We start from the raw sequence: 20,994 nt of genomic DNA on the forward strand, positions 1-20,994 counted from the left end.
CGCGAACATTCGGGAACCTCTCAAACATGACATTACGCATTGGCCGCCGCGCATACGCGGAAATGTTCGGCCCGACGACGGGCGACCGCGTGCGCCTCGCGGATACGGACCTGCTGATCGAAGTCGAACGCGACTACACGATCTACGGCGAAGAAGTGAAGTTCGGCGGCGGCAAGGTGATTCGCGACGGCATGGGCCAGTCGCAGCGCGTCGCCGCCGACGTGGTCGATACCGTCGTGACGAACGCGCTGATTCTCGATCACTGGGGTATCGTCAAGGCCGACATCGGCATCAAGAACGGCCGCATCGCGGGCATCGGCAAGGCGGGCAACCCCGACATCCAGCCGGGCGTGACGATCGCGATCGGCGCGGCGACGGAAGTGATCGCGGGCGAAGGCATGATCGTGACGGCGGGCGGCATCGATACGCACATTCACTTCATCAGCCCGCAGCAGATCGAAGAAGCGCTCGCGAGCGGCGTGACGACGATGCTTGGCGGCGGCACGGGCCCCGCGACGGGCACGAATGCCACGACCTGCACGCCCGGCCCGTGGCACATGGAGCGCATGCTGCAAGCCGCCGATGGCTATCCGATGAATCTCGGCTTTCTCGGCAAGGGCAACGTGAGCCAGCCGCAGCCCGCGCTCGAACAGATCGCAGCGGGCGCGATCGGCCTGAAGCTCCACGAGGACTGGGGCACGACGCCCGCCGCGATCGACAACTGTCTCTCCGTTGCGGACGACACCGATACGCAGGTCGCGATTCACACCGATACGCTGAACGAAGCGGGCTTCGTCGAAGCGACAGTGGCTGCGTTCAAGGGCCGCACGATCCACACGTATCACACGGAAGGCGCGGGCGGTGGCCACGCGCCCGACATCATCAAGGTATGCGGCGAAGCGAACGTGCTGCCTTCGTCGACGAATCCGACGCGTCCCTACACTGTCAACACGCTCGACGAACATCTCGACATGCTGATGGTGTGTCATCACCTCGATCCGTCGATTGCGGAAGACATCGCGTTCGCCGAATCGCGCATCCGCCGCGAGACGATTGCAGCGGAAGACATCCTTCACGATCTCGGCGCGCTGTCGATGCTGTCGTCGGATTCACAGGCGATGGGCCGTGTCGGCGAAGTGATAATCCGTACGTGGCAGACCGCGCACAAGATGAAGGTGCAGCGCGGCGCGCTGCCCGAAGACAACGCGCGCAACGACAACTTCCGCGCGAAGCGCTATGTCGCGAAGTACACGATCAACCCGGCGCTCACGCATGGCATCGCGCATGAAGTTGGTTCGATCGAGCCCGGCAAATGGGCCGATATCGTGTTCTGGGAACCGGCGTTCTTCGGCATCAAGCCCGCGTTGATCCTCAAGGGCGGCATGATCGCGATGGCGCAGATGGGCGACCCGAATGCGTCGATTCCGACGCCGCAGCCCGTCCACTATCGCGAGATGTTCGCCACGCGCGGCGGCGCATTGGGACGCACGTCGTTGACGTTTGTGTCGCAGATGGCGCTCGATGCGGGCGTCGCCGAGCGTTATGGCCTGAGCAAGCGTATCGTTGCAGTGAAGAACTGCCGCAGCGTCACGAAGGCGCACATGATCCACAACGCGTGGCAGCCGTCGATCAGCGTCGATCCCGAGACATATCAGGTGATCGCCGATGGGCAGTTGCTGACCTGCGAGCCGGCAATAGTCCTGCCGATGGCGCAACGCTATTTCCTGTTCTGACATGCGAACCATCGACAAACTGCTGAGCGCTCATATCAAGCTCGCGCCCGTTCTCATCAAACGCGCGCCGACGCTGACGCTCGCGTTCGACGCGCGCTGCAAGAGCCGTCTTGCCGCCACGCTCGATAGCGGTGAAGAGGTCGCGCTGCTGTTGCCACGCGGCACCGTGCTGCGCGACGGCGACGTGCTCGTCGCCGACGACGGCGGCCTCGTGCGCGTGGTCGCGGCGCCTGAATCCGTGCTGTACGTGCGCGCGAAAGATGTGCTGACGTTGACGCGGGCTGCGTATCACCTCGGCAACCGGCATACGCCCGTCGAAGTCGGCGCGGATTATCTGAAGCTCGAATACGACCCGGTGCTCGCCGATATGCTCAAGCGCCTGGGCGCATCGGTCGATCAGGTCGAGATGCCGTTCCAGCCGGAGACGGGCGCGTATGGCGGCGGGCATCGGCATGGGCATGACGAGACCTTCGCCGAGGACTATGCGCTCGCGCAGCAGGTGTATGGCGAGCATCATGGGCATGCGCATTCGCACGATCATGGGCATGAGCATCACGATCATGCACACGGTCACGCGAATTCGCATGACCATGCTCACGATCATGACCACAGCGAGTGCGGTCACGATCATGGCCACGATCATGGCCACGGTCATCACCATGCGCATCGCTGAGCTGACTGCACTATTGCATCTCGCGTCGCCGGCTTTGCCGATTGGCGCGTTCAGCTATTCGCAGGGACTCGAAGCCGCGATCGAAGCGAATCTCGTCACCGATGCCGATACGGCGTGTGCGTGGATCAAAAGCGGGCTCTCGAATGTGCTCGCGCATGGCGAACTGCCGTTTCTCGCTCATCAGATCGAACGCTGGCGCGCGCATGATGCCGCGGCGTTGATGCAGGGTAACCGGGAGTTTCTCGCGAGCCGCGAGTCGATGGAATTGCGGCGCGAAACGGAGCAGATGGGCTGGTCGCTGCGGCAGTTGTGTGCGTCGCTCGAATGGGGCGACGCCGACCGACGCGCGACGCTTGCATCGATGACGCCGATCGCGCAGCCGACGGCTTTCGCGTTCGCCGCGTTCGCGCACGACGCCGCCACGGATGCCGCCCTCGCCGCGTATGCGTTCAGCTGGGCCGAGAACCAGGCCGCCGCCGCGTTGAAGGCCGTGCCGCTAGGTCAGCTTGCGGGGCAGCGGATCATCGTTGCGCTGCGCGAGCCGATCGACGCCGCTGTCCGGCAGGCACTCGCCACTTCACCGGATGACATCAACACCTTCGCGCCGCAACTCGGCATTTTGTCGGCGCGTCACGAGTCGCAGTATTCGCGGCTTTTCCGCTCATAGCCTTTTGCTTTTTGACGATCAGAACATGAACGCTCCTCATCCGATGCAACGCACGAAGAAACTGCCGCCGCTGCGCGTGGGCGTTGGCGGGCCTGTTGGCTCTGGCAAGACGACGCTGCTCGAAATGCTGTGCAAGGCGATGCGTGACAAGTACGACCTCGTCGCGATCACCAATGATATCTATACGAAGGAAGACCAGCGCCTGCTGACGGTGGCGGGCGCTCTGCCGGCCGAGCGCATCATGGGGGTCGAGACGGGCGGCTGCCCGCATACGGCGATCCGCGAGGATGCGTCTATTAATCTCGAAGCTGTTGACCGGATGCTGACGCGCTTTCCTGATGCCGATATCGTTTTTATCGAGTCGGGTGGCGATAATCTCGCGGCTACTTTTAGTCCGGAGTTGTCGGACTTGACCATCTATGTGATTGATGTCGCAGGCGGTGAGAAGATTCCTCGCAAGGGCGGGCCTGGTATCACGAAGTCTGATTTGCTAGTGATCAATAAGACCGATCTTGCGCCGATGGTTGGTGCCAATCTCGATGTCATGGCTTCGGATGCCGCTAAGATGCGCGGCGCGCGGCCTTTTGTGATGTGTAATTTGAAGGCGCTTGACGGGCTGGATCGGGTGGTTTCGTTTATTGAGGAGAAGGGGTTATTGCGGGTGTGAGCGTTTTTTGTCTGCGACGCTGAGTGGTTTGTTTTGCCTCTGCGTTGGCATCTGTGTTTTGGCTTCGCGCTTCATGCGTTGCCGTTTCGTGTTTTGGCCTTTGCGCTGGCATCCGCGCTTTGCCTTCGTGCTTCATGCGTCGCCCCTGTGCGGGGCGGCACCTACTTTTCTTTGCCGCCGCAAAGAAAAGTAGGCAAAAGAAAGCGGCTAACACCGCCAGTTCTTGTATTTGCCTGAGGGCCCCCAACGGGTCTTATGCTTCACACGGCAACGTCTCTGTTGGCGCTCGTTGCCAACGCGTCGAATGAGCGCCTCACCCACTTCAAACACCCGAACTTGGGCTAGCGGCAGCGAATGGTTTGTGCCGCCCAGGTGGCAGACTGTGTGTAGGTTGTCGCTTCGTACAGGGTAGCGCTCTTACAGGGTGGAACGCATGCACTATCGGTCCGAAGTGTGGCGTGCGAGGCACTACGGCCTACACACAGTTTGCCACCTGGGCGGCCGTGGACTATCTGGCACGGCATGATGTAGCGTGGGTGCGTGAAGCGGGTGAGGCGCACCGCAAGAGCGCTGGCAACGAACGTGGGTCACGTGGTTGCCGTGTGAAGCGTAAGAACCTTTGGGGGCCCTCAGGCAATGAGAGATGTTGGCGGTGTTAGCCGCTTTCTTTTGCCTACTTTTCTTTGCGGCGGCAAAGAAAAGTAGGTGCCGCCCCGCACAGGGGCGACGCGTGAAGCACGAAGGCAAAACGCGGATGCCAGCGCAAAGGCAAAAAAACCAAACCCAACGTCGGGACGACAAAAACGAAGATGCCAGCGCAGAGGCAACAAAACCCAAAAGCGGCCAGCCGCCTCAGGCTGACAACAACGTCGTCAGCACACTAACCGTCCGCGCAGTCGCGCCCCGATGCCTCGCGGCAAACGCAGAAGCCGCCCCACTCATGGCCACCCGCCGCGCCTTGTCCTCAAAAAGCTCGCGCAGCACGCGCCCCAAGTCCGCAGGGTCTTTCACCTGCACACACGCACCAGCAGCCACAGCATCCGCCGTCGCCTGCGTGAAATTGAACACATGCGGCCCGATCAACACAGGGACACCCACACCACATGCCTCGATCAGATTCTGCCCGCCCAACGGCAGCAGACTGCCGCCAATGAACGCCACATCCGACGCCGCATAGTAAGCACCCAACTCGCCCATCGAATCGCCGAGCAACACCTTCACGTCACGCGGCAAATCAGGCACAACAATTTCACCAGCAGCAGCCGCGCCCGCAGGCGCCCATGCCGAACGGCGCACACACCGCAAACCCTTCTTCTCGACCAATGCCGCAACCTCATTGAAACGCTGCGGATGACGCGGCACGAGAATGAGCAACGCATCGTCAACGCCAAGCGCGGCGAACGCCTGCAACACCAGTTCCTCTTCGCCCTCGCGCGTGCTCGCCGCAACCCACACCGGACGCGTACCGATAGCCGCGCGCCACGCATGCCCGCGCGCCGCCAGTTCCGGTGGTGTGCTCATGTCGAACTTCAGATTACCGAGCACGGCAACATTGCGCGCGCCCAGCGCGGAAAGCCGCGTCGCATCCGACGGACTCTGCGCCAGCACGCGCGCAAACCCGCCAAACACGCCACGCGTCGCACTGCCGAACTTCGCGGCGCGACGGTACGAACGCTCCGACATCCGCGCATTCGTCAGCACGAGCGGCACGTCGGCGCGGCGGCATTCGTCGATCAGCGTTGGCCACACTTCCGTTTCCATCACGAGACCGATGGACGGTCGCCACGCCCTCAAAAAACGCCGCACCGCGCGCGGCATGTCGTACGGAAGATAGCAACGCAGCACGCGATCGGCGAAGATCTGCTCGCCCGTCGCACGGCCGCTCGGCGTCATGTGCGTGAGCAAAATGCGCGCGTCGGGTCGCGCCTTGAGCAACGCCTCGATGAGCGGCTGCGCGGCGCGCGTCTCACCGACCGACACGGCATGGACCCAGATCAGCGGCGTATCGTCCTCCGGCACGCGGCCGCGTACGAAACCGAAACGCTCGCCGATATGCTCGCGATAGCCGCGCTCCTTGCGCGAGCGGATCAGAAGACGCAGCACCGCAAGCGGCGCGATCAACCACCACAGCGTGTTATAGATGGCCCTCAGCATCGGGCCTCCATGCGCGGCATCAGGAACGGCATGGAGACAGCCGCGCCTGCGGCGCCTCGCACTACATTCGCGGGAAAAAGCAGGGCGCCGCTCAAACCAGCGCCCTGCCCTTCAGGCGTTCGAGAATGCCAAGCGGCGCGCACTCCGGCTGCGCCATCGACTTGACGGGCAGGAAGAACGTCTGCTCCATCATGAACTGGCCGGACATCACCGCATGCGACGTCTGATCCGAGAAGCACACCCACACGCATCCCGGCGGGAACGGCATCGTCACTTGCGGCGACGCCTTCTGGTAGTCGAGATCGGCCTTCATGCCGTCGTGCAGGTTCAGCATCAGATGGTCGTACTCGCTGCGCGGCGACTTGGTCACATGCAGCAGATTCAGCAGCCATGCCGAGCCGGGCATCTGCGGCTTGATGCGCGGCAGGAAACGCTTCGCCATATCCTCGAACGGCTCGCCGACGCGCCACACGCGCGGCGCGCCGTTCGGATTGATGTTCGTGAACACCCGCAGGATCCGTTCGCCATAGTTGGGACGCGACGGGAACGCGTCGACGTGCAGGCGGCTATCGTCCTTGCGCCACGACGTCTCGCGCGTCTCCACCTGATGCAGCCGCAAGCTGGTCGGCGCGACGCGCAGCTTGCCCTTGTACTCGGGAAACAGCCCGTCGACGAGCGATCGCGCATTCGATTGATAGCGCGCAATCAGCGCGCGCACAGCCGACTGCGTGACGGCATCGCCCAGCACGCCATGCAGCGCGCCGCCATTCGGCTCGAGACTGATGTTCTTGCGGTTCGGATCGGCCAGCGCGGGATCGAGTAGCGCGCGTTCGCCGCCCTCGATCGCAAAAGCGAGATTCGGGAAATACAGCACCTTGCCGCGCTCGACGCCCGCGAGAAGCGTCTCGCGCGGCATCGACAAACCCTGGCCGTGCCAGTCGGCGCTCGGTACTTCGATGATCTGGGATTCGTTCATGATCGCCTTTCAAAAGCGGATAAAGCTGGGCGCACTTGCTGCCGACGGCGGCTGACTTTCCCTGAAGGTGGCCGCCGCGCATCCGGCATAGACCTGATTATGGGCTTCGGGATGCGTCGACCGGCCGCTGGCGTCGCTCGCGCGGCGCTAGCTACCGGCATCCCAGGATGCCCGTGCCGCCATTGCCGCACCGCGTCACAACAGGCCGAATTCCGCCAGCGCGGACTTTACCTGCTGCAGCGTCGGCGGCTGGCCAGCCGTGCCGAGATTCACGACGTTCGGCGACCAGTAGCCGCCCGTGCGCCATGAAGTGGCGAAATTGTACAACTCGACCGTCGGGCGTTTCAGCGCGGCTGCGATATGAACCAGACCTGTATCAACTCCGACCGTCGCCGCCGCCCCCTCGATCAGGCCGACGACGGCGGGAAGCGACAGCTTCGGCGGCACGATTGCGGCTGCGCCGAACTCTTTGGCGAGACGCTCGCTCGTCGCACGCTCTTCGTCGCTGCCCCACGGCAGCACGATCGACGCGCCGCGCCGCACGAGCGACTGGCCCAGCTCGATCCACGCGGCATCGGGCCATTGCTTGTCCGCGCGGGACGTGGCGTGAACGAAAACCACGTAAGGCACGGGAAGATTCAGTTGCGCTTCGGACAGCGCGAGCGCCGCGCGCTGCGTGTCGAGGCCGAAGTCGATCTCGTCGGTGGGCTGCGGCGTCGGGTCGCCGAGTGCTGCCGCGACCAGTTGCCGCGTGCGCTCGACGACATGTGTGCGCGGCGGGATGGGCACGGACCGGTCATAGAAGAAGCGCACGGGCCATTCGTAGCCCGCGCCGTCCGTGCGATTGCCGAGACCGACGAGCGGCCCGCGCGCCATCTTCGCGACCCACGCGGTTTTGATGAGCCCCTGGCAGTCGATCACGAGATCGTAGTTTTCGGCGGCCAGCGCGCGGCGGAATGCGCTGATTTCGCGCCAGTTATCGACGGAGAGGATGCGCTTGCGCCAGCGCCGCAGCGACACGGGAATCGCGCGCCGGACGCCTTCGACCAGTTCGACCAGTTTGACGAAGCTCTCCTCGACGAGCCAGTCGATCTGCGCATCGGGATGGCGGCGGCGGATGTCGGCGATGGCCGGCATGTTGTGGACGACGTCGCCTAGCGACGACACTCTCACGATCAGGATCTTTTGCGCGCTCAAGAATGGGTTGCCGGGTTGTCCCGGCGTGAAGATGCTTTGAAGGAACGCAATTCTAGCGCGCTCTCCCGAGGGCGCGCGGATTCTGGGTTTTTTGGACTTTTTGGGGTTTTCGGGTGTGACGCTGAACTGGTCGGCGGCCCCGCACAGCGGCGTAGGGTGCCAGAGTAAACGGACCGCCGCCGCAGTTATGCGACTGAGCGACATAGTTGGTGCGAGTGACGTACTGCTGCGAAACACTCTTTACACGCGTGACACGGTGAAAATGAAACGCTGTGAGTGCCCGGAAGCACATGGGTGGAGCTGACGGGCTACAAGAAGATCGCGTCCACCGTCGAACTCCAGGCGAGTCGTAAGCTGTCGCCAAGTAGCAGCGTTGAATGTCCGTAACCGCCCCCAACAACAGCCGTTCGCGGCAACGCGGCTCCGACGGCAGCTTCCAGGATAAAGTGGCCTCAGGTACTCCGATAACCTCATCGGCCCAGCCTGACTTCTGACGGCGGATGGGCCGATGAACGCTGGCAGCAATTTCCGTTCGAAGGCCAGCCCATATCCGCCTGAATTATCCAGTCGAGACGCCCACTGGACTGGGACACCATGACGCCAAATGCACGGGAAACCCACGCGCTCGCCGTGATCCGCCTGGACTGCGGACCACGCCGCAACGGACGCCAGAAAACGCGAAGCCCTCGGCGATGACGTCCGTGCCGCCAAGTGGGTCAGATGCATCTGGTATCGCCAGGGAAGGTCGCCGTCGCTACTTGTGATACCACTCCTTCATCACGTCGACCTGTTCCGAATTCTTACCGGTCCAGCGCCAAGCGACTTTGTAAGTGGCCCGGAAGTTTTCATCCGAGAGCCGCTGGACGTCGTCCTTGAGCCCAAGCCGGTTGAGGTCGTCTGTGGGCACCGAGATGAGTTTATGGCCCCGGTTCTTTTCATCAGAATATTTCGGATTGCCCGGCACGGCGAATGCGTCCCTACTCCCTGGGTGGTCTGCATAACCAACGAATACCTGAACCGTGTAGCCGCCTACGAGTGCATCAGTGACTTTCAGGGTGTCACAGAACTGCTTGACGTAACTATCCGTCCCCTCGGATGGTTCGGCTCCCAATGTGCAAGCGACGATGCAGACTTTCTTCAATTTCCAGCCCTTTCCATTTGGGGCGGCCTCCTTCAGGAGTTTGGCCAGTTTGTCGACCGTCGTTTTCCCACGTGCTTCCCGGCCGCCTCTCCCGTGCAGGATGAGGTAGGCGCCCCATGTGAGATCCATGGTTCCGGCGCTCTTCTTGCCTGCCTTATCTGCAGCCTCGAGTTTGCCTTTGGTGTCTTTCAGGTATCTCAGCTTTGAGTTTTGGCTCTCAAAAGGCATTAAAAATGCCGGCGTCATGCGGTTTCCCTTGGCCTTGGCATCGGCCCCTTCGGAGAGAGCCAGCTGGTCAGCGAGTCGGCCCGTTTTCTGTAATTGCTTCTCTAGCAGCGCGTTCGCCGAAGGGGCTACCTCGCCGGCTTTGTCTTCGGACTTTCCAGCCTCATACAGGATAAGAAGGCGATCGACTTTCATGTGTCTCCCGGTCTCGGATTGAACTCCTAAAGCAGTTCTAGAACATTCGGATGAATGTGCAACCTGCCGTGAGACACCTTTCACCGATGAAAACGTGTCCCGTATGCAGCAGGCCGAAAACGCAAAAACCGCATCGCTGATAACGTGTCTTTAAACGATGTGGTTTTGGCCGGTGGACGTCTACTTCTGGTCGCACAGCAAGTGGCTGATCACTTAGCGTGAAACGCCGCTACATCATGCACGAGACCTGATGATCAGTTTGCCGGCGGATGTTTGAACGTCCGCAGCCTGGAGCGGAAAGGCCGTTCGAGCGTCTGCGGGCCACGCCGGCGAATGGCCGAACCCGGTCCTCTCGAATCTTGAAGTCTCTCCCCATCCATCTGTCTACGTCGGGCAGGAGGGGGACCCAAAGCGGACAGGCTGGCGAGACCTGCTACAAACTAGCTAGGGCATTGTCGATTTCCAATCATCAGATTCGTCGTCAGTGAACCTCATTCAAAGGATCTCCCATGAAATACCTCGGCCTGGCCTACTTCTCCCCCGAAAAGTTCGCCGCGATGACGCCAGACAAAATCAAGGAATTGGTTAGCCAGTGCCCAGCATTGGACGAGAAGATGCGCGCTACCGGCAAGGTTCTGATTTCCGCCTCCCTTGGCGATCTGGACAAGTGGAAGACGCTCCGCCCGCGCACTGGAGGGACGCGCATCACCGATGGGCCTTACACCGAGTCGAAGGAAGTCGTGGGCGGCCTATTCGTCATCGAGGCGGACAGCCCTGACGAGGCGTTACGCATCGCCTCCATGCACCCGGCTGCCACACTGGGCGAAGAAGGCGGATGGGCCGTGGAGCTTATCCCCTTGGACTTCTATCTGGCGCGATGAGGATTTGGACGCCTGTCTCAAGAAGGCGTTCGCGTTCCTTTCATCACAGACACCTTCACTGTGTCGGGAGTCATCGCCGGTCATCGCGGCGATGTCCGCTGTTGGCCGATGCTGGAAGGCAGTCCAACAGCGAAGCTCTTTCGTCACGCGCGGATATGCGTTACCACACGAATCGCCGACGCTCGTCGGCGTATGGTGACACTTACGCTTGTCGCCTAGCCAGCGAAGCAGTTCGGCGATGTTTCCGCGTTTTGATTTCGACTCGTACTAAACACCGCGTCTTAAATAATGCAGCATAATCTTCGCAGAATCTCGTTTGGCCTGATCCAGTGTCCGAAACAGGCCTCGACGGCCTTGAGCACTTCGACGAGCGTGGCAAAGTAGCGGTTGTGCATTGCCAGGCGCCGGGTCAGTTTCCGGACACGCTCGATAGGCGCCAGTTGCGGACTATAGGCCGGCAGGAACAGAAACGTCAGATGGCCGTCGTCGCTCTATTCGCGCATTGTGGAAAGCCTGAAGGCAGTCAGCGCCATGATTCTCTTCCTGCGCGGTAGTCCGTTGCCCCGCCCTTGGATACGTTGCCTCATGTCGATGCTTTCACTGTGACGTCTTTGCGCTCGAATCGAATGACTGCTTGTTGGGGGCGGATGTCGACGCTGCGTGTTCGCGAACGGTTGATACTGGCCGATCGCTGCCGATTCCACAGGCCCGGCAGCGATCGCCTGACGGTGCGGCTTCCGGCTGGTTGGTGACGAATTCATTCTGCGAGGACCAAACCTTTGAGTTTAATCAGCGGCCGGCATGGCTAACTAACTTGAGCGGAATGTTCTATCAGATCTTGCGGTCGTCCTACATACCTCATGGAGCAAATTCAGGTCGATAGTACTTAATGTTTTTTCGGCTAACCTATCGGAGACTGCCTCGATGTCGGTAAACGAGAAAACTTGAGTGCATGCCACTAAGTATGACCCGATCACCGATGGATGACTTCCATCGGGTTCGTATAGGTCGATTTCAGGCCGCAGTCTGCGAAACTCATCTCAAGCCAGGCCGACTGGGATAACTCTGGCTCCGGTCACCTTAGCCAAACCCTGAAACGCCGTAACGATATTTGCCTGCGACGCTGGGTCATTCTTCCGAGCCCAAGTCATGTATAAATATGGCTTCGCACCGGAGATTTGAATCTCATCGACGAATCTTCGCACATGTTCTTGCATGCTTTTCAATGCACGGAGCGGTCGAGTGCTTTGGTCCTGCAACACGACCGCATTCCATTTCTGGGCGGCTAGACGCTTTTGGACTTCGCCTCGGTTCCAATGCGCCGCAAGCGATGCTCCGCCAAATGCGAGTACATCTACCTTCACCTGCATATCGGGAATGCCTGCCTCAAGGAGCCTGGCAAGCATCGTTGGCATATCGTTTCTCGTTGTATAGCTATTGCCAACAAAGAGGACTCGAAACTCGCTGCGCATGGTGATGGAATATAACGACTCGTCCGCCAATTAATGCGATGACTGCACCGACATACCAATGCTCATCTACTTCATCCCACATGGTACCCCGATTGAACGACGGTCGCCTGTGCGACGTCGAACGAGATTCCCGAGGTTGGTAGAAGCAGGTCCGGCGTCATAGTGCATGCACACCACGTTCCGCGAATGACCGCTTCGCGTGAAATCCTCCGCCCGGAGTCGACCCGCTCCGGACGTTCAACCCGGTGGCACGACCCTTTATGGAGGATCAACAGCGCAATAAACCCAACTGCAGAACTGTCCGTCGAACCGGGGCAGCCTCACCTTGCGCCAGCGGTAATAGCTCTGCTCGGAGATGCTGGCTTCCTTACATTACAGCAGGGCGCTCCGGAGCGTCACCGGTACCCGGCCGCGCAAATTTTTCCATGAACGACGCGTGGTATGTCTATAACACCCGAACGGGGCTGCGCTCAGATCATCGATGACCAGCTGCGTGACGCGCACGAGACGCCCTGGACGGCATACCGCCCTCCAGGATTTCGTGGTTGAGTTTCCGATGGGAGGCAAATATGGACAAGCGATTGAATGAAGAAGGGATGGATCTGCTGTTCCGTCAGGCTCGAACCCACAACAGCTGGCTGCCTAAACCGGTCGGTGATGACACATTGCGCGAACTCTACGAGCTGATGAAGTGGTGTCCAACGAGCGCAAACTGCAGCCCGGCACGTATTCTGTTCCTGTGCACTCAGGAAGCGAAGCAACGACTTCTCCCGGCATTGGCACCAGGCAATATCGACAAGACGATGAGCGGACCGGTGACTGCCATCATCGCTTATGACGGCAAGTTCTATGACAAGCTGCCTAAACTCTTCCCGCACGCAGATGCGCGAGCCTAGTTCGCCGACACACCGGAACTGGCCGAGGTCACGGCACGGCGCAATAGTTCGCTACAGGGGGCTTATTTCATCCTGGCTGCCCGGTCGCTCGGATTGGATTGTGGTCCGATGTCCGGGTTCGATCATGCAAAAGTCGACCATGTTTTTTTCCTGCGAGCGCACCGGAGGGCACCTTCCAGCAGGAGTACTTTCCAGACAGCCATATCAAGTCGAATTTCCTCTGCAATCTGGGCTATGGTGATGCGGCAGGGCTGTTCCCGCGCAGCCCACGGCTGGATTTTGACGAGGCCTGCAAATTGCTCTGACCACCTGGAACCTTGCTTTGCGGGTTTGATCTCCCGGTTTTGCCAGGAGGAAGAAATGCCCCGTCACCCGAATTTCGAGCCAAAGGGCGTCATCCGCGACTGCATCCTGCCGTTCCCCGAGGATCTCAAAATCGATGAGCGCGCTTGTCGCCAACACTTGAGGCATACGGCAGACGTTCACGGGGTCAGCGCCATCACGGTCAACGCGCATGCGACCGAGGTCGCCTCGTGCAGCTTCGAGGAGCAGCGGCGCGTTCTCGACGTGACCATGGACGAAATCGGCGACCGCACGCCGGTGGTTAACGGCGTTTATGCCGCCGGCAGTGCTGAAGCCGCGCGCATGGCCGACGCAGGTAGGGCATCGGCTCTGCTCGTCTATACGCCGTATGCGGCGGACCCTCAGGGAGGCTGTCTTGCTGTTCGACGAGACGAGCGTACGGCTTGCAGAGTCTCGACTAAGACACTATGACTTTCCGTGAGGCAGAGGCTGGCCGCCGTGAGGAATCAAACGCGGGTTAGCATTGCTGCCAGAGCCGCACGGTGTGGACGGTGCCACACCCGGCGAATTCCCGCACGGAGGCCAGTATGGAACACGATAGCACGCTGTACGTCGGCCTGGACGTTCACAAGGACTCGATCACGGTCGCCTATGCGCTCGGCACGGGCGAGGTCGAACTTCTGGGCAAGGTCGGTACGACGAAGACGGATATCGATCGCCTGTGCAAGCGTCTTCAGTCGAAAGCGCGACACGTACGTGTCGTCTACGAGGCAGGGCCATGTGGCTACGGCCTTTACCGGCAACTGGTCCAGAAAGGATTCGACTGCATGGTGTGCGCACCGTCGCTGATTCCCAGAAAGCCCGGCGAGCGCGTCAAGACGGATCGGCGCGATGCGATCAAGCTTGTGCGGTCTCTACGGGCCGGAGACCTGTCAGCGGTGTATGTGCCGACGGTCGGGGACGAGGCATTTCGCGACCTCGCCCGTGCATGGATGACAGCCAAAGACGATTTGAGGCAGGCGCGGCAGCGGCTCAAGTCGTTCCTGCTCGCACACGATGTACGCTATACCGGCCACGCCGATTGGGGACCTGCTCACCGACGCTGGGTGAGCCAGTATGCGTTCGGTAGCGAATGGCAACAGTTCGCGTTTGAGGAGCTTCGGCGCACGATTGAAGATCGGCTCGCGCAATGCCAGCGGGTTGAAGCCGCCTTGCGTGAGGCAGTGACAAACTGGCGGTTCTATCCGGCCGTCCTGGGCCTGCAGGCCATGCGCGGTGTGCAGTTCACCACGGCCGTTGGAATGCTCGCCGAGCTCGGCGATCTGTCACGCTTTGACCACCCGCGGCAATTGATGGCGTGGCTCGGCGTCACCCCGACAGAACACTCATCGGGTGACAAGCGACGGCAGGGCAGCATCACCAAGACCGGCAACAGCTATGCAAGAAAGCTGCTCGTCGAAGCTGCCTGGAGCTACCGGCACCCAGCACGTGTAAGCGCCGATATTCAACGCCGCCATGAAGGCATTCCGAAGGCCATCATCGATCGCGCCTGGGACGCGCAGGTTCGACTCTGTCGCCGATACCGGAGACTGTCCGCACGTGGCAAGAATGCCAATACCACGGTCGTGGCTGTGGCCCGTGAACTGTCGGGTTTCATCTGGGACATCGGGCGCCTGGCGATGTCGCTCGCGTTACCTCGTAGCAAAGAGGCAACCTGATTACGAAGCACCACGACGCTCACTTTATAGATGCACGAGTTTCCTGAAGGCGGCGTAGCCCGGCTACTCGAGTAACCCGCGGCATAATCCCGCAACGGATATCAACCGACTTGCGGCTTAAGAATGCGGCAGGCTCATGAGACGGTCCACTGTAATGCGGTATCCAACCCGCGGATATCAGGATGATCCACCGTCGAGATTTACTGCTACGTCGCCCTCAGGAAATTCATTCGCGTATCAGAACACTGGACACCCCACATTCCCATTGACACGGAAAGTCATATCAGATTATTTGGTGATGCTCTTGATTCCGCCGCGATAAAGGGAATGTAACGATTCCGCTATGAGGGGAGACGCAAATGAATGAGCGACAAAATATTCAGTTGGTGCAGCAGGCATACGATGCTTTCAGCAAAGCCGACATCGAGGGCGTCCTGAAAAGCCTCGCCGAAAATGTCGACTGGTTCATACCTGGAACTGAGATCATCCCGTTCGCCGGGCGAAGGCACGGTCCTCAGGAGGTCGCGGAATTCTTCAGTACGCTTGCTGCGACCCAGACTGCCGAACGATTCGAGCCAGTCGATTTTATTGCCAGCGACGACAAGGTTGTCGTCCTTGGCGTGCAGCGCTGGCGCGTGAATTCGACTGGCATGACGTATGAAGATGAGTGGGCTCACGTATTCACGATCGAAAGCGGACAAATCACGAAATTCAAGGAATACCATGACACCGAGGCTGAAGCGGCGGCTCATCGCCAATAGAAACACTGGCGTACCTGTAATGAGGGCCTGGCAACGGCACAACGGCGTTCGGCTAGCAGACCCAAAAGGGGCGGCGACGTGATTCTCGTCTCCCGTACAGCGGCGATAAGCGCGGGCGAGATCAGCTGTTGCAGGATTCGTCCAACAGCCAGCAAGTATTCGATTACCCGCTGCTAGTTCGACAGTGCCCTTCGGCGCGTCGATCCAACGACTTGGCGCGCCGAATCTGACCATCGACAGCGCTACAGCCAACGCGCTCTCTCGCAGCCTGAAAGGCACGTCCGTCGAAGCCGAAGCCAATGGCGGGGGTATAGTGCTGTGGTCCCGCCCGGTATCGTCGCGAATCGTGACAACGGGAGAAATTGTATGAAGGCAATTCACGCTATCAAGATCACGGGCGGCGCGCTCGTCGTTGTCGCATCGCTGAACGTGCATGCACAGGCGAGCGATGCAGCTGTCGAATCGGGCGCCATCGCGGCATCAAGCACCAAGGAGCAGTCCAAGGCGACCAAGGCTGCCGATCGAGCGTTGCAAAAAAAGGTGCGCGGCGCTCTGGCGAAGGCGAAAGGCATCAACGTCGCCAACATCACAGTCCGTGCGCGTGGCGGCGCAGTCGTGCTGCAAGGCTCGGTGCCGGAGCCAGGCCAAATCGAGCATGCTACTGAGGTCGCAAAGAGCGTGGAAGGTGTGACCTCCGTGAAGAACGCACTGACGATCCGCCCGGAAGGAGGTATGTAACCCATTCAGCAGGACTACGCCCGCTCTCGACCTGAAGTGTGCGGAGGTCCGCGTCCGTGCCACAAGAAAAACCAGGACAGCAAAGGGCAAACGTCATCCGGCCCCGCCTTTGCGTATGGCAACAAGGGGTAAGCGGCTGCCATGACCTGCTCGATCTGCGGAATCTGCTGTGGGGTAAAGCCGACGCCAGAACGTCCGACCGACGACGTATGCGAACAGCGGGTTGTGGCCGACTGCTGTCCGACGCGGCCGGCAGAAACCGACCCAGCTTGTGTGAAAACGCGGCGCGGGCGCTCTGACGACTTTTCACACGAGCAGTTACGCCCGTCGACGGCCTTGTTAAGCCCGTCTTACGTTTATCGGTTCTTTGATCACGTTGTGAGAAGAAGAAGTGCCTGGGCGCCTTAATGCGCGCGAGCGCGGCCGGCCTGCTGCAAGTCTGTCCTCAGGCTCGCATCTTTTGCATCATCGATCCAGTGCCAAGGATCGCCATGACACGCCTGAGGTTATACGCGAGCACATGGAGGCTCATTTCGGTGCTGACATGCTCACGTGTCTTCATCAGGAAGTGCGCCGCGCCCATCCAGAATTTCAGCGTACCGAATGGGTGTTCAACGGTCTGACGGCGTATGCGCATCATGTCCGGCTTCTGGTCGAGCCGTTTCTGCATCGCCTCGACGACGGCCTCATGTTCCCAGCGCTTTATCCGGCGAGCCTGTTTGCCCGATGTGCATTGTTTCCTGATTGCACAGGTAGAACAGGCTGAACTCGAATAGCAATGTAGCGTCATGCCATGCTCGATGTTCGTGAAACGCCAGTTGAGCCGCTGCTGGGCGGGGCAAAGATATTCGTCGTCTTTGGCTATGTAAATAAAATCCTGCTTGCCGAAGTAGCCGTCAGCGTTCTTGCCCGAAGTCAGCGGTTTAGGAACGAAGGTCGTAATACCCGCTTCACGGCATTGCAGGACTTCCTCGCTTTTGAAGTAGCCTCGGTCGGCAACCACAGTCAGTTCCTTGATGCCTGTAGCCGCGCGCGCCTGCCCCGCCATGTTCGTCAACTGGCCGCGGTCGTTGCCCATGTTGGTGACCTCGTGCGCCACGATCAGATGATGCGTGTCATCAACCGCCGTCTGAACGTTGTAGCCAACCATTCCCGTTCCCCGACCGCTGGTAGCCATTGAGCGCGAGTCCGGATCAGTCAACGATACCTGTCCATCTGGTGACTCGCGCAATTGCTGTTCCATCGCCTTGAGATCCTGCATCTGCTGTTTGAGCTTGCTGATCTTGTCGCTAATGCGACTCGTCTTCGCCTCAGCAACATCGGATTGAGTCCGGTCTGCCGTCTCCAACGCGGAAAGACATCGCGCGATGCTCTCATCAATTTGTTGCAGGCGCGCCTTGACCTTCGCGCTAGTAAAATTCCGATCGCGATTATTGACGGCTTTGAACTTGCTGCCGTCGATGGCCACTATCGATTTTGAGAAGAGGTCAAGATTTCGGCATAGCACGATGAACTGACTGCAGACATTGCGGATTGCCTTGCCATTGTTGCGTCGGAAATCGGCGATGGTTTTGAAGTCGGGCGATAGGCGGCCTGTCAGCCACATAAGCTCGATGTTGCGCTGGGTCTCACGCTCCAGACGCCGGCTCGACTGAATGCGATTCAGATAGCCGTAGATATAAATCTTGAGCAGCACGGATGGATGATACGAGGGCCGTCCCGTTTCTGCGGGAGCAGTTCCGTCAAAGCCGAGATCACGAAGATCAAGCTCATTGACGAAGACATCGACTACGCGTACTGGATTGTCGTCGGACACATAGTCCTCAAGGTACTCAGGCAGCAAAACAGCTTGCTTACGGTCTGCGCCTTCGACGAATCGCTTCATGTACCCGCCCGACCTGGATGCGTTACTTCAGTTTAGGCGATCAGCGTACGTTTTCACACAAGCTGGACCCATTACGGCCACTCAGTTCTACGCCACCGATGGCAGGTATCAGGGGAAATCGGTTACCGAACTGAACGCCGCAAATCGTCGCTCCCGTATTGTGTTTTGATGTTTCAATGGATGCCGGTGTCCAATTCGTCTCCCCCGATCACCTGCTATATTTACATAGCGACGCGTGCAGTTTGCCGTTCAATATTTCAACGAAAAGCTAGCAGGACTCAAATCCAACGGGGTAGCAGAATGTACCAATATGAATATTCCGAAGAATTCGAAAAGCAAATCTGGAAAGATTGCATTTTTGCATTCGATACATCAGCGTTGCTTGAGCTATATTTTTATTCCGAAATATCGCGAGAAAAACTGTTCTCAAATGTTCTTCACACGCTTGAGGGCCGTCTATGGATACCGGGTCACGCGGAATTCGAATACCGTAAAAATAGAAAAAAAGCGATTACAAATCCCATCTCCGAAAAATATAAGCCGCTTATCTCAGAGGATCTTAAAACTCTTCGCAATATGTCTAAAGCGTTGGGCGATAAGATAAAGGATGTCTCGCAAAAGACGAGAAAGGAGCACACGCATCCATATCTTAATCAATCCATCCTGAGACCTATCTGCGCTGCGAGCGAATTATTCAAGGCTGAAATGGAGAGGTTTCACTCGAGCGCAGAATCTGAAATAAATCTACGCATAGCGGAAATAGAAGCCATGGAAATGAGCGATCCCGTATTAAATAGAATTTCGGGTACATTTTCCTTTGGCAAAAATTACACGTTTTCTAGAAAGATGGAGATTTTGGCGGAGAGTGAACTACGATTCAGAAGTCACATTCCCCCTGGATATCTGGATGCAGAAGGAAAGAATGCGAAGGAAGGATTGCAAAAAATTGGCGATCTCGTTATTTGGAATCAGATAATTGATCACGCAATCGAAACGGGCTTGCCGATTGTATTTGTAACCAATGACGTCAAGCTGGATTGGTGCCACATAAAAAAACATAGCAATGAAGTGAGAATCGAAAGGCCCCGCGAAGAGCTGATACAAGAGATTGGAGAAAAGGCATCCGCACGATTTTGGATGTATAGTTTTCCGCAGTTTTTATACGCATGTAAACGAGAACTCCACGTATCTATCGACGACGCCGTGATGAAGGAAGCTGAAGCGGTAGCTTCTGAGGCGGCGCCAAAGGGGCTAGGGAAATTGCGCTTTGATGGGATATACCGGGGATTATCGGATGACGGAAGCTATAGCCAATACATGCGCTTTTTTCCCGATGGACAAGTCATCGGCGTCAGCGTCTCTGGCGATTATTCAGAGAAAATTCTTAAATGGTTTAAGTATGGATATGAAGACAATGGCATGTTTCAATGGGATGGAAAAGATATCGTATTCGCCTTATCCTCAAACATGGGGAAAGTCGATTATCTGGGGGAAATTCTGGAAGATCATCTGATTTTAAATTCGCATAGCCACATCAATGGCCGAAAACTTGAAGGTAAAATTTATAATTTCATTCCAGTGTCTTGAGAGGCACTAGCGTTCATGGTGCAGCACATAAAACTGTCTAATCGATGAAAGCTCAGAAGTTGATTACATTGGGAAGATGTGGGATAGGGCAAGATACGCTCCAGTGAATGACGCAACGGTCAACTTGCGCGATGTGTACAGATTTTTTGGCAACGAGCGATGCGGTATCGAGGACTCGTCGTTACTGAACGCGTAAGCGCGCAATGACCGTTCGTGGCCGCTTTGCGTCATGCGCTACACGAAGTAGCTCGCCGGGATGGCGATAATTCAAACTACAAGCTGCACCTATACTGAGTGAAGTTCGCCCCCTGTGCGGGGTTGGGTTAGGGCGGGAAGTCGAAGTGAAGGAAACCATAGTGTGCGACGGCGAGGCGCCACCACTGGACGCGCCGACCAATGACGGCTTTGACGTCATCATCATCGGCGCGGGTCTCGCCGGGTGTACCGCTGCGCGGTTGTTCGCGTTGGAAGACCTGCATGTCGCGCTGGTCGAACACCACGCCGACAAGGCCGCTTTTAAGCAGTTATGTACGCATTTCATCCAGGCGTCAGCCACGCCAACGCTGCGGCGTCTGGGTCTTGACAGGCTAATTGCGGACGCCGGCGGCCTGCGCAATGGCGTTGATATCTGGACCCGCTACGGCTGGACCGGCGACGTCGCCCCTCTCGACGAGAACGGTGAGCCTGTCTTCGGATGCAACATTCAGCGCCGAACCCTTGATCCTATCCTGCGCCAAACTGTGCCTCATGCGTCCAACTCGGATCGATCCGCTCAGCCTCTCAGCCTGTCGTAGCTGCAACGATAGGGTCCGAAGCGGCTCAGTGACTTATTGATGGGAAACTGTTGTGCAAACTTTGTTTCCGCAACTGTCGATCAAGGTCGAATCGTTGCACGCTGATCTAGCAGAGACGATGAAAGTGCACAAACGAAAGTCGCCGCCGGATGCGTTGAGCGGTGAATGAGCAGTCGAATCAAAGCTTGCAAACTCCTGACAATCGGGCTTTAATGAGGCTGTCTACATTCTCGGCCGCTTACGAGCGCATTCTCGGCCGCTTACGAGCGCCCCAATTGAGGCCATAACAGTGCATTTCTTCCAGAGTCTTCCTGTCCTGGTGTGTTTCCGT

17 protein-coding genes and 1 pseudogene are annotated in these 20,994 nt (G+C 58.6%); 12 read left to right on the forward strand and 6 right to left on the reverse strand.

Features of this window, described 5'->3' with window-relative positions:
• The first annotated feature begins 26 nt into the window (after positions 1 to 26).
• Genes ureC through ureG form a run of 4 tightly spaced genes read left to right on the forward strand, consistent with a single transcriptional unit; the run spans position 27 to position 3,740 of the window.
• Positions 27 to 1,733 (forward strand): urease subunit alpha, encoded by a 1,707-nt coding sequence (gene ureC / locus C2L65_RS11785; RefSeq protein WP_042316247.1) that lies wholly within the window; start codon positions 27 to 29, stop codon positions 1,731 to 1,733.
• A gap of 1 nt (position 1,734) precedes the next feature.
• Positions 1,735 to 2,406, forward strand: a complete 672-nt coding sequence (ureE, locus tag C2L65_RS11790) for an urease accessory protein UreE (protein ID WP_042316248.1) — start codon at positions 1,735 to 1,737, stop codon at positions 2,404 to 2,406.
• The gene (locus C2L65_RS11795) at positions 2,393 to 3,073 is read left to right on the forward strand and encodes an urease accessory protein UreF (protein WP_042316250.1); all 681 of its coding nucleotides are present in this window, start codon (positions 2,393 to 2,395) and stop codon (positions 3,071 to 3,073) included. The genes ureE and C2L65_RS11795 overlap by 14 nt, the downstream gene beginning before the upstream one ends.
• Before the next feature lie 25 nt (positions 3,074 to 3,098).
• On the forward strand, positions 3,099 to 3,740 hold the full coding sequence (gene ureG / locus C2L65_RS11800; protein ID WP_042316251.1) for an urease accessory protein UreG: 642 nt from the start codon (positions 3,099 to 3,101) through the stop codon (positions 3,738 to 3,740).
• Between the two features lie 852 nt (positions 3,741 to 4,592).
• On the opposite strand, the gene waaA is transcribed toward ureG, so the two are convergent.
• The 4 genes from waaA to C2L65_RS11820 form a co-directional block, all read right to left on the reverse strand.
• Positions 4,593 to 5,894 (reverse strand): lipid IV(A) 3-deoxy-D-manno-octulosonic acid transferase, encoded by a 1,302-nt coding sequence (gene waaA / locus C2L65_RS11805; RefSeq protein ID WP_042317027.1) that lies wholly within the window; start codon positions 5,892 to 5,894, stop codon positions 4,593 to 4,595.
• A 91-nt stretch (positions 5,895 to 5,985) separates the two neighbouring features.
• Entirely contained in the window at positions 5,986 to 6,870 is an 885-nt protein-coding gene (gene kdoO / locus C2L65_RS11810) for a Kdo hydroxylase KdoO (RefSeq protein ID WP_042317025.1), read from the reverse strand.
• Positions 6,871 to 7,065: 195 nt separating this feature from the next.
• Entirely contained in the window at positions 7,066 to 8,007 is a 942-nt protein-coding gene (waaC, locus tag C2L65_RS11815; protein WP_233446510.1) for a lipopolysaccharide heptosyltransferase I, read from the reverse strand.
• 814 nt (positions 8,008 to 8,821) lie between these two features.
• Positions 8,822 to 9,628, reverse strand: a complete 807-nt coding sequence (locus C2L65_RS11820) for a hypothetical protein (RefSeq protein WP_042317021.1) — start codon at positions 9,626 to 9,628, stop codon at positions 8,822 to 8,824.
• 509 nt (positions 9,629 to 10,137) lie between these two features.
• Here C2L65_RS11820 and C2L65_RS11825 point away from each other — a divergent pair.
• A complete protein-coding gene (locus tag C2L65_RS11825; RefSeq protein ID WP_042317020.1) occupies positions 10,138 to 10,509 on the forward strand; it encodes a YciI family protein in 372 nt (123 codons plus the stop codon).
• Between the two features lie 1,040 nt (positions 10,510 to 11,549).
• Here C2L65_RS11825 and C2L65_RS11830 read toward each other — a convergent pair.
• Positions 11,550 to 11,924 carry a hypothetical protein gene (locus C2L65_RS11830; protein WP_156132424.1) on the reverse strand — a complete coding sequence of 125 codons (375 nt, stop codon included), beginning with the start codon at positions 11,922 to 11,924 and terminating at the stop codon, positions 11,550 to 11,552.
• A 626-nt stretch (positions 11,925 to 12,550) separates the two neighbouring features.
• On the opposite strand from C2L65_RS11830, the pseudogene C2L65_RS11835 reads away from it, so the two are divergent.
• The 5 genes and pseudogenes from C2L65_RS11835 (at position 12,551) to C2L65_RS11855 (ending at position 16,397) form a co-directional block, all read left to right on the forward strand.
• Positions 12,551 to 13,182, forward strand: a pseudogene (locus C2L65_RS11835) (malonic semialdehyde reductase).
• 55 nt (positions 13,183 to 13,237) lie between these two features.
• Complete coding sequence (locus C2L65_RS11840) at positions 13,238 to 13,651, forward strand: dihydrodipicolinate synthase family protein (protein WP_103254545.1); 414 nt, start codon at positions 13,238 to 13,240, stop codon at positions 13,649 to 13,651.
• A gap of 116 nt (positions 13,652 to 13,767) precedes the next feature.
• Positions 13,768 to 14,898 (forward strand): IS110 family RNA-guided transposase, encoded by a 1,131-nt coding sequence (locus C2L65_RS11845; protein WP_042317385.1) that lies wholly within the window; start codon positions 13,768 to 13,770, stop codon positions 14,896 to 14,898.
• 359 nt (positions 14,899 to 15,257) lie between these two features.
• Positions 15,258 to 15,659, forward strand: a complete 402-nt coding sequence (locus C2L65_RS11850; RefSeq protein WP_042307507.1) for a nuclear transport factor 2 family protein — start codon at positions 15,258 to 15,260, stop codon at positions 15,657 to 15,659.
• A gap of 366 nt (positions 15,660 to 16,025) precedes the next feature.
• Positions 16,026 to 16,397 carry a BON domain-containing protein gene (locus tag C2L65_RS11855; RefSeq protein WP_007732118.1) on the forward strand — a complete coding sequence of 124 codons (372 nt, stop codon included), beginning with the start codon at positions 16,026 to 16,028 and terminating at the stop codon, positions 16,395 to 16,397.
• A gap of 445 nt (positions 16,398 to 16,842) precedes the next feature.
• On the opposite strand, the gene C2L65_RS11860 is transcribed toward C2L65_RS11855, so the two are convergent.
• Positions 16,843 to 18,282 (reverse strand): IS1182 family transposase, encoded by a 1,440-nt coding sequence (locus C2L65_RS11860; protein ID WP_042307504.1) that lies wholly within the window; start codon positions 18,280 to 18,282, stop codon positions 16,843 to 16,845.
• A 300-nt stretch (positions 18,283 to 18,582) separates the two neighbouring features.
• On the opposite strand from C2L65_RS11860, the gene C2L65_RS11865 reads away from it, so the two are divergent.
• Both C2L65_RS11865 and C2L65_RS11870 read left to right on the forward strand, forming a co-directional pair.
• Positions 18,583 to 19,869 carry a PIN-like domain-containing protein gene (locus C2L65_RS11865; protein WP_042307502.1) on the forward strand — a complete coding sequence of 429 codons (1,287 nt, stop codon included), beginning with the start codon at positions 18,583 to 18,585 and terminating at the stop codon, positions 19,867 to 19,869.
• 341 nt (positions 19,870 to 20,210) lie between these two features.
• Positions 20,211 to 20,663, forward strand: coding sequence for an FAD-dependent oxidoreductase (locus C2L65_RS11870; protein WP_042307501.1), 453 nt, complete (start codon positions 20,211 to 20,213; stop codon positions 20,661 to 20,663).
• The last annotated feature ends 331 nt before the right edge of the window (positions 20,664 to 20,994 follow it).

Source organism: Paraburkholderia terrae (genome assembly GCF_002902925.1).
Taxonomy (GTDB): domain Bacteria; phylum Pseudomonadota; class Gammaproteobacteria; order Burkholderiales; family Burkholderiaceae; genus Paraburkholderia; species Paraburkholderia terrae.

What these genes read in the sequence shown, in the direction of transcription:
- ureC (WP_042316247.1), top strand. Translation starts at nt 27, where the DNA reads ATGACATTACGCATTGGCCGCCGCGCATACGCGGAAATGTTCGGCCCG.
- ureE (WP_042316248.1), top strand. Translation starts at nt 1,735, where the DNA reads ATGCGAACCATCGACAAACTGCTGAGCGCTCATATCAAGCTCGCGCCC.
- C2L65_RS11795 (WP_042316250.1), top strand. Translation starts at nt 2,393, where the DNA reads ATGCGCATCGCTGAGCTGACTGCACTATTGCATCTCGCGTCGCCGGCT.
- ureG (WP_042316251.1), top strand. Translation starts at nt 3,099, where the DNA reads ATGAACGCTCCTCATCCGATGCAACGCACGAAGAAACTGCCGCCGCTG.
- waaA (WP_042317027.1), bottom strand. Translation starts at nt 5,894, where the DNA reads ATGCTGAGGGCCATCTATAACACGCTGTGGTGGTTGATCGCGCCGCTT.
- kdoO (WP_042317025.1), bottom strand. Translation starts at nt 6,870, where the DNA reads ATGAACGAATCCCAGATCATCGAAGTACCGAGCGCCGACTGGCACGGC.
- waaC (WP_233446510.1), bottom strand. Translation starts at nt 8,007, where the DNA reads ATGCCGGCCATCGCCGACATCCGCCGCCGCCATCCCGATGCGCAGATC.
- C2L65_RS11820 (WP_042317021.1), bottom strand. Translation starts at nt 9,628, where the DNA reads ATGAAAGTCGATCGCCTTCTTATCCTGTATGAGGCTGGAAAGTCCGAA.
- C2L65_RS11825 (WP_042317020.1), top strand. Translation starts at nt 10,138, where the DNA reads ATGAAATACCTCGGCCTGGCCTACTTCTCCCCCGAAAAGTTCGCCGCG.
- C2L65_RS11830 (WP_156132424.1), bottom strand. Translation starts at nt 11,924, where the DNA reads ATGCCAACGATGCTTGCCAGGCTCCTTGAGGCAGGCATTCCCGATATG.
- C2L65_RS11840 (WP_103254545.1), top strand. Translation starts at nt 13,238, where the DNA reads ATGCCCCGTCACCCGAATTTCGAGCCAAAGGGCGTCATCCGCGACTGC.
- C2L65_RS11845 (WP_042317385.1), top strand. Translation starts at nt 13,768, where the DNA reads ATGGAACACGATAGCACGCTGTACGTCGGCCTGGACGTTCACAAGGAC.
- C2L65_RS11850 (WP_042307507.1), top strand. Translation starts at nt 15,258, where the DNA reads ATGAATGAGCGACAAAATATTCAGTTGGTGCAGCAGGCATACGATGCT.
- C2L65_RS11855 (WP_007732118.1), top strand. Translation starts at nt 16,026, where the DNA reads ATGAAGGCAATTCACGCTATCAAGATCACGGGCGGCGCGCTCGTCGTT.
- C2L65_RS11860 (WP_042307504.1), bottom strand. Translation starts at nt 18,282, where the DNA reads ATGAAGCGATTCGTCGAAGGCGCAGACCGTAAGCAAGCTGTTTTGCTG.
- C2L65_RS11865 (WP_042307502.1), top strand. Translation starts at nt 18,583, where the DNA reads ATGTACCAATATGAATATTCCGAAGAATTCGAAAAGCAAATCTGGAAA.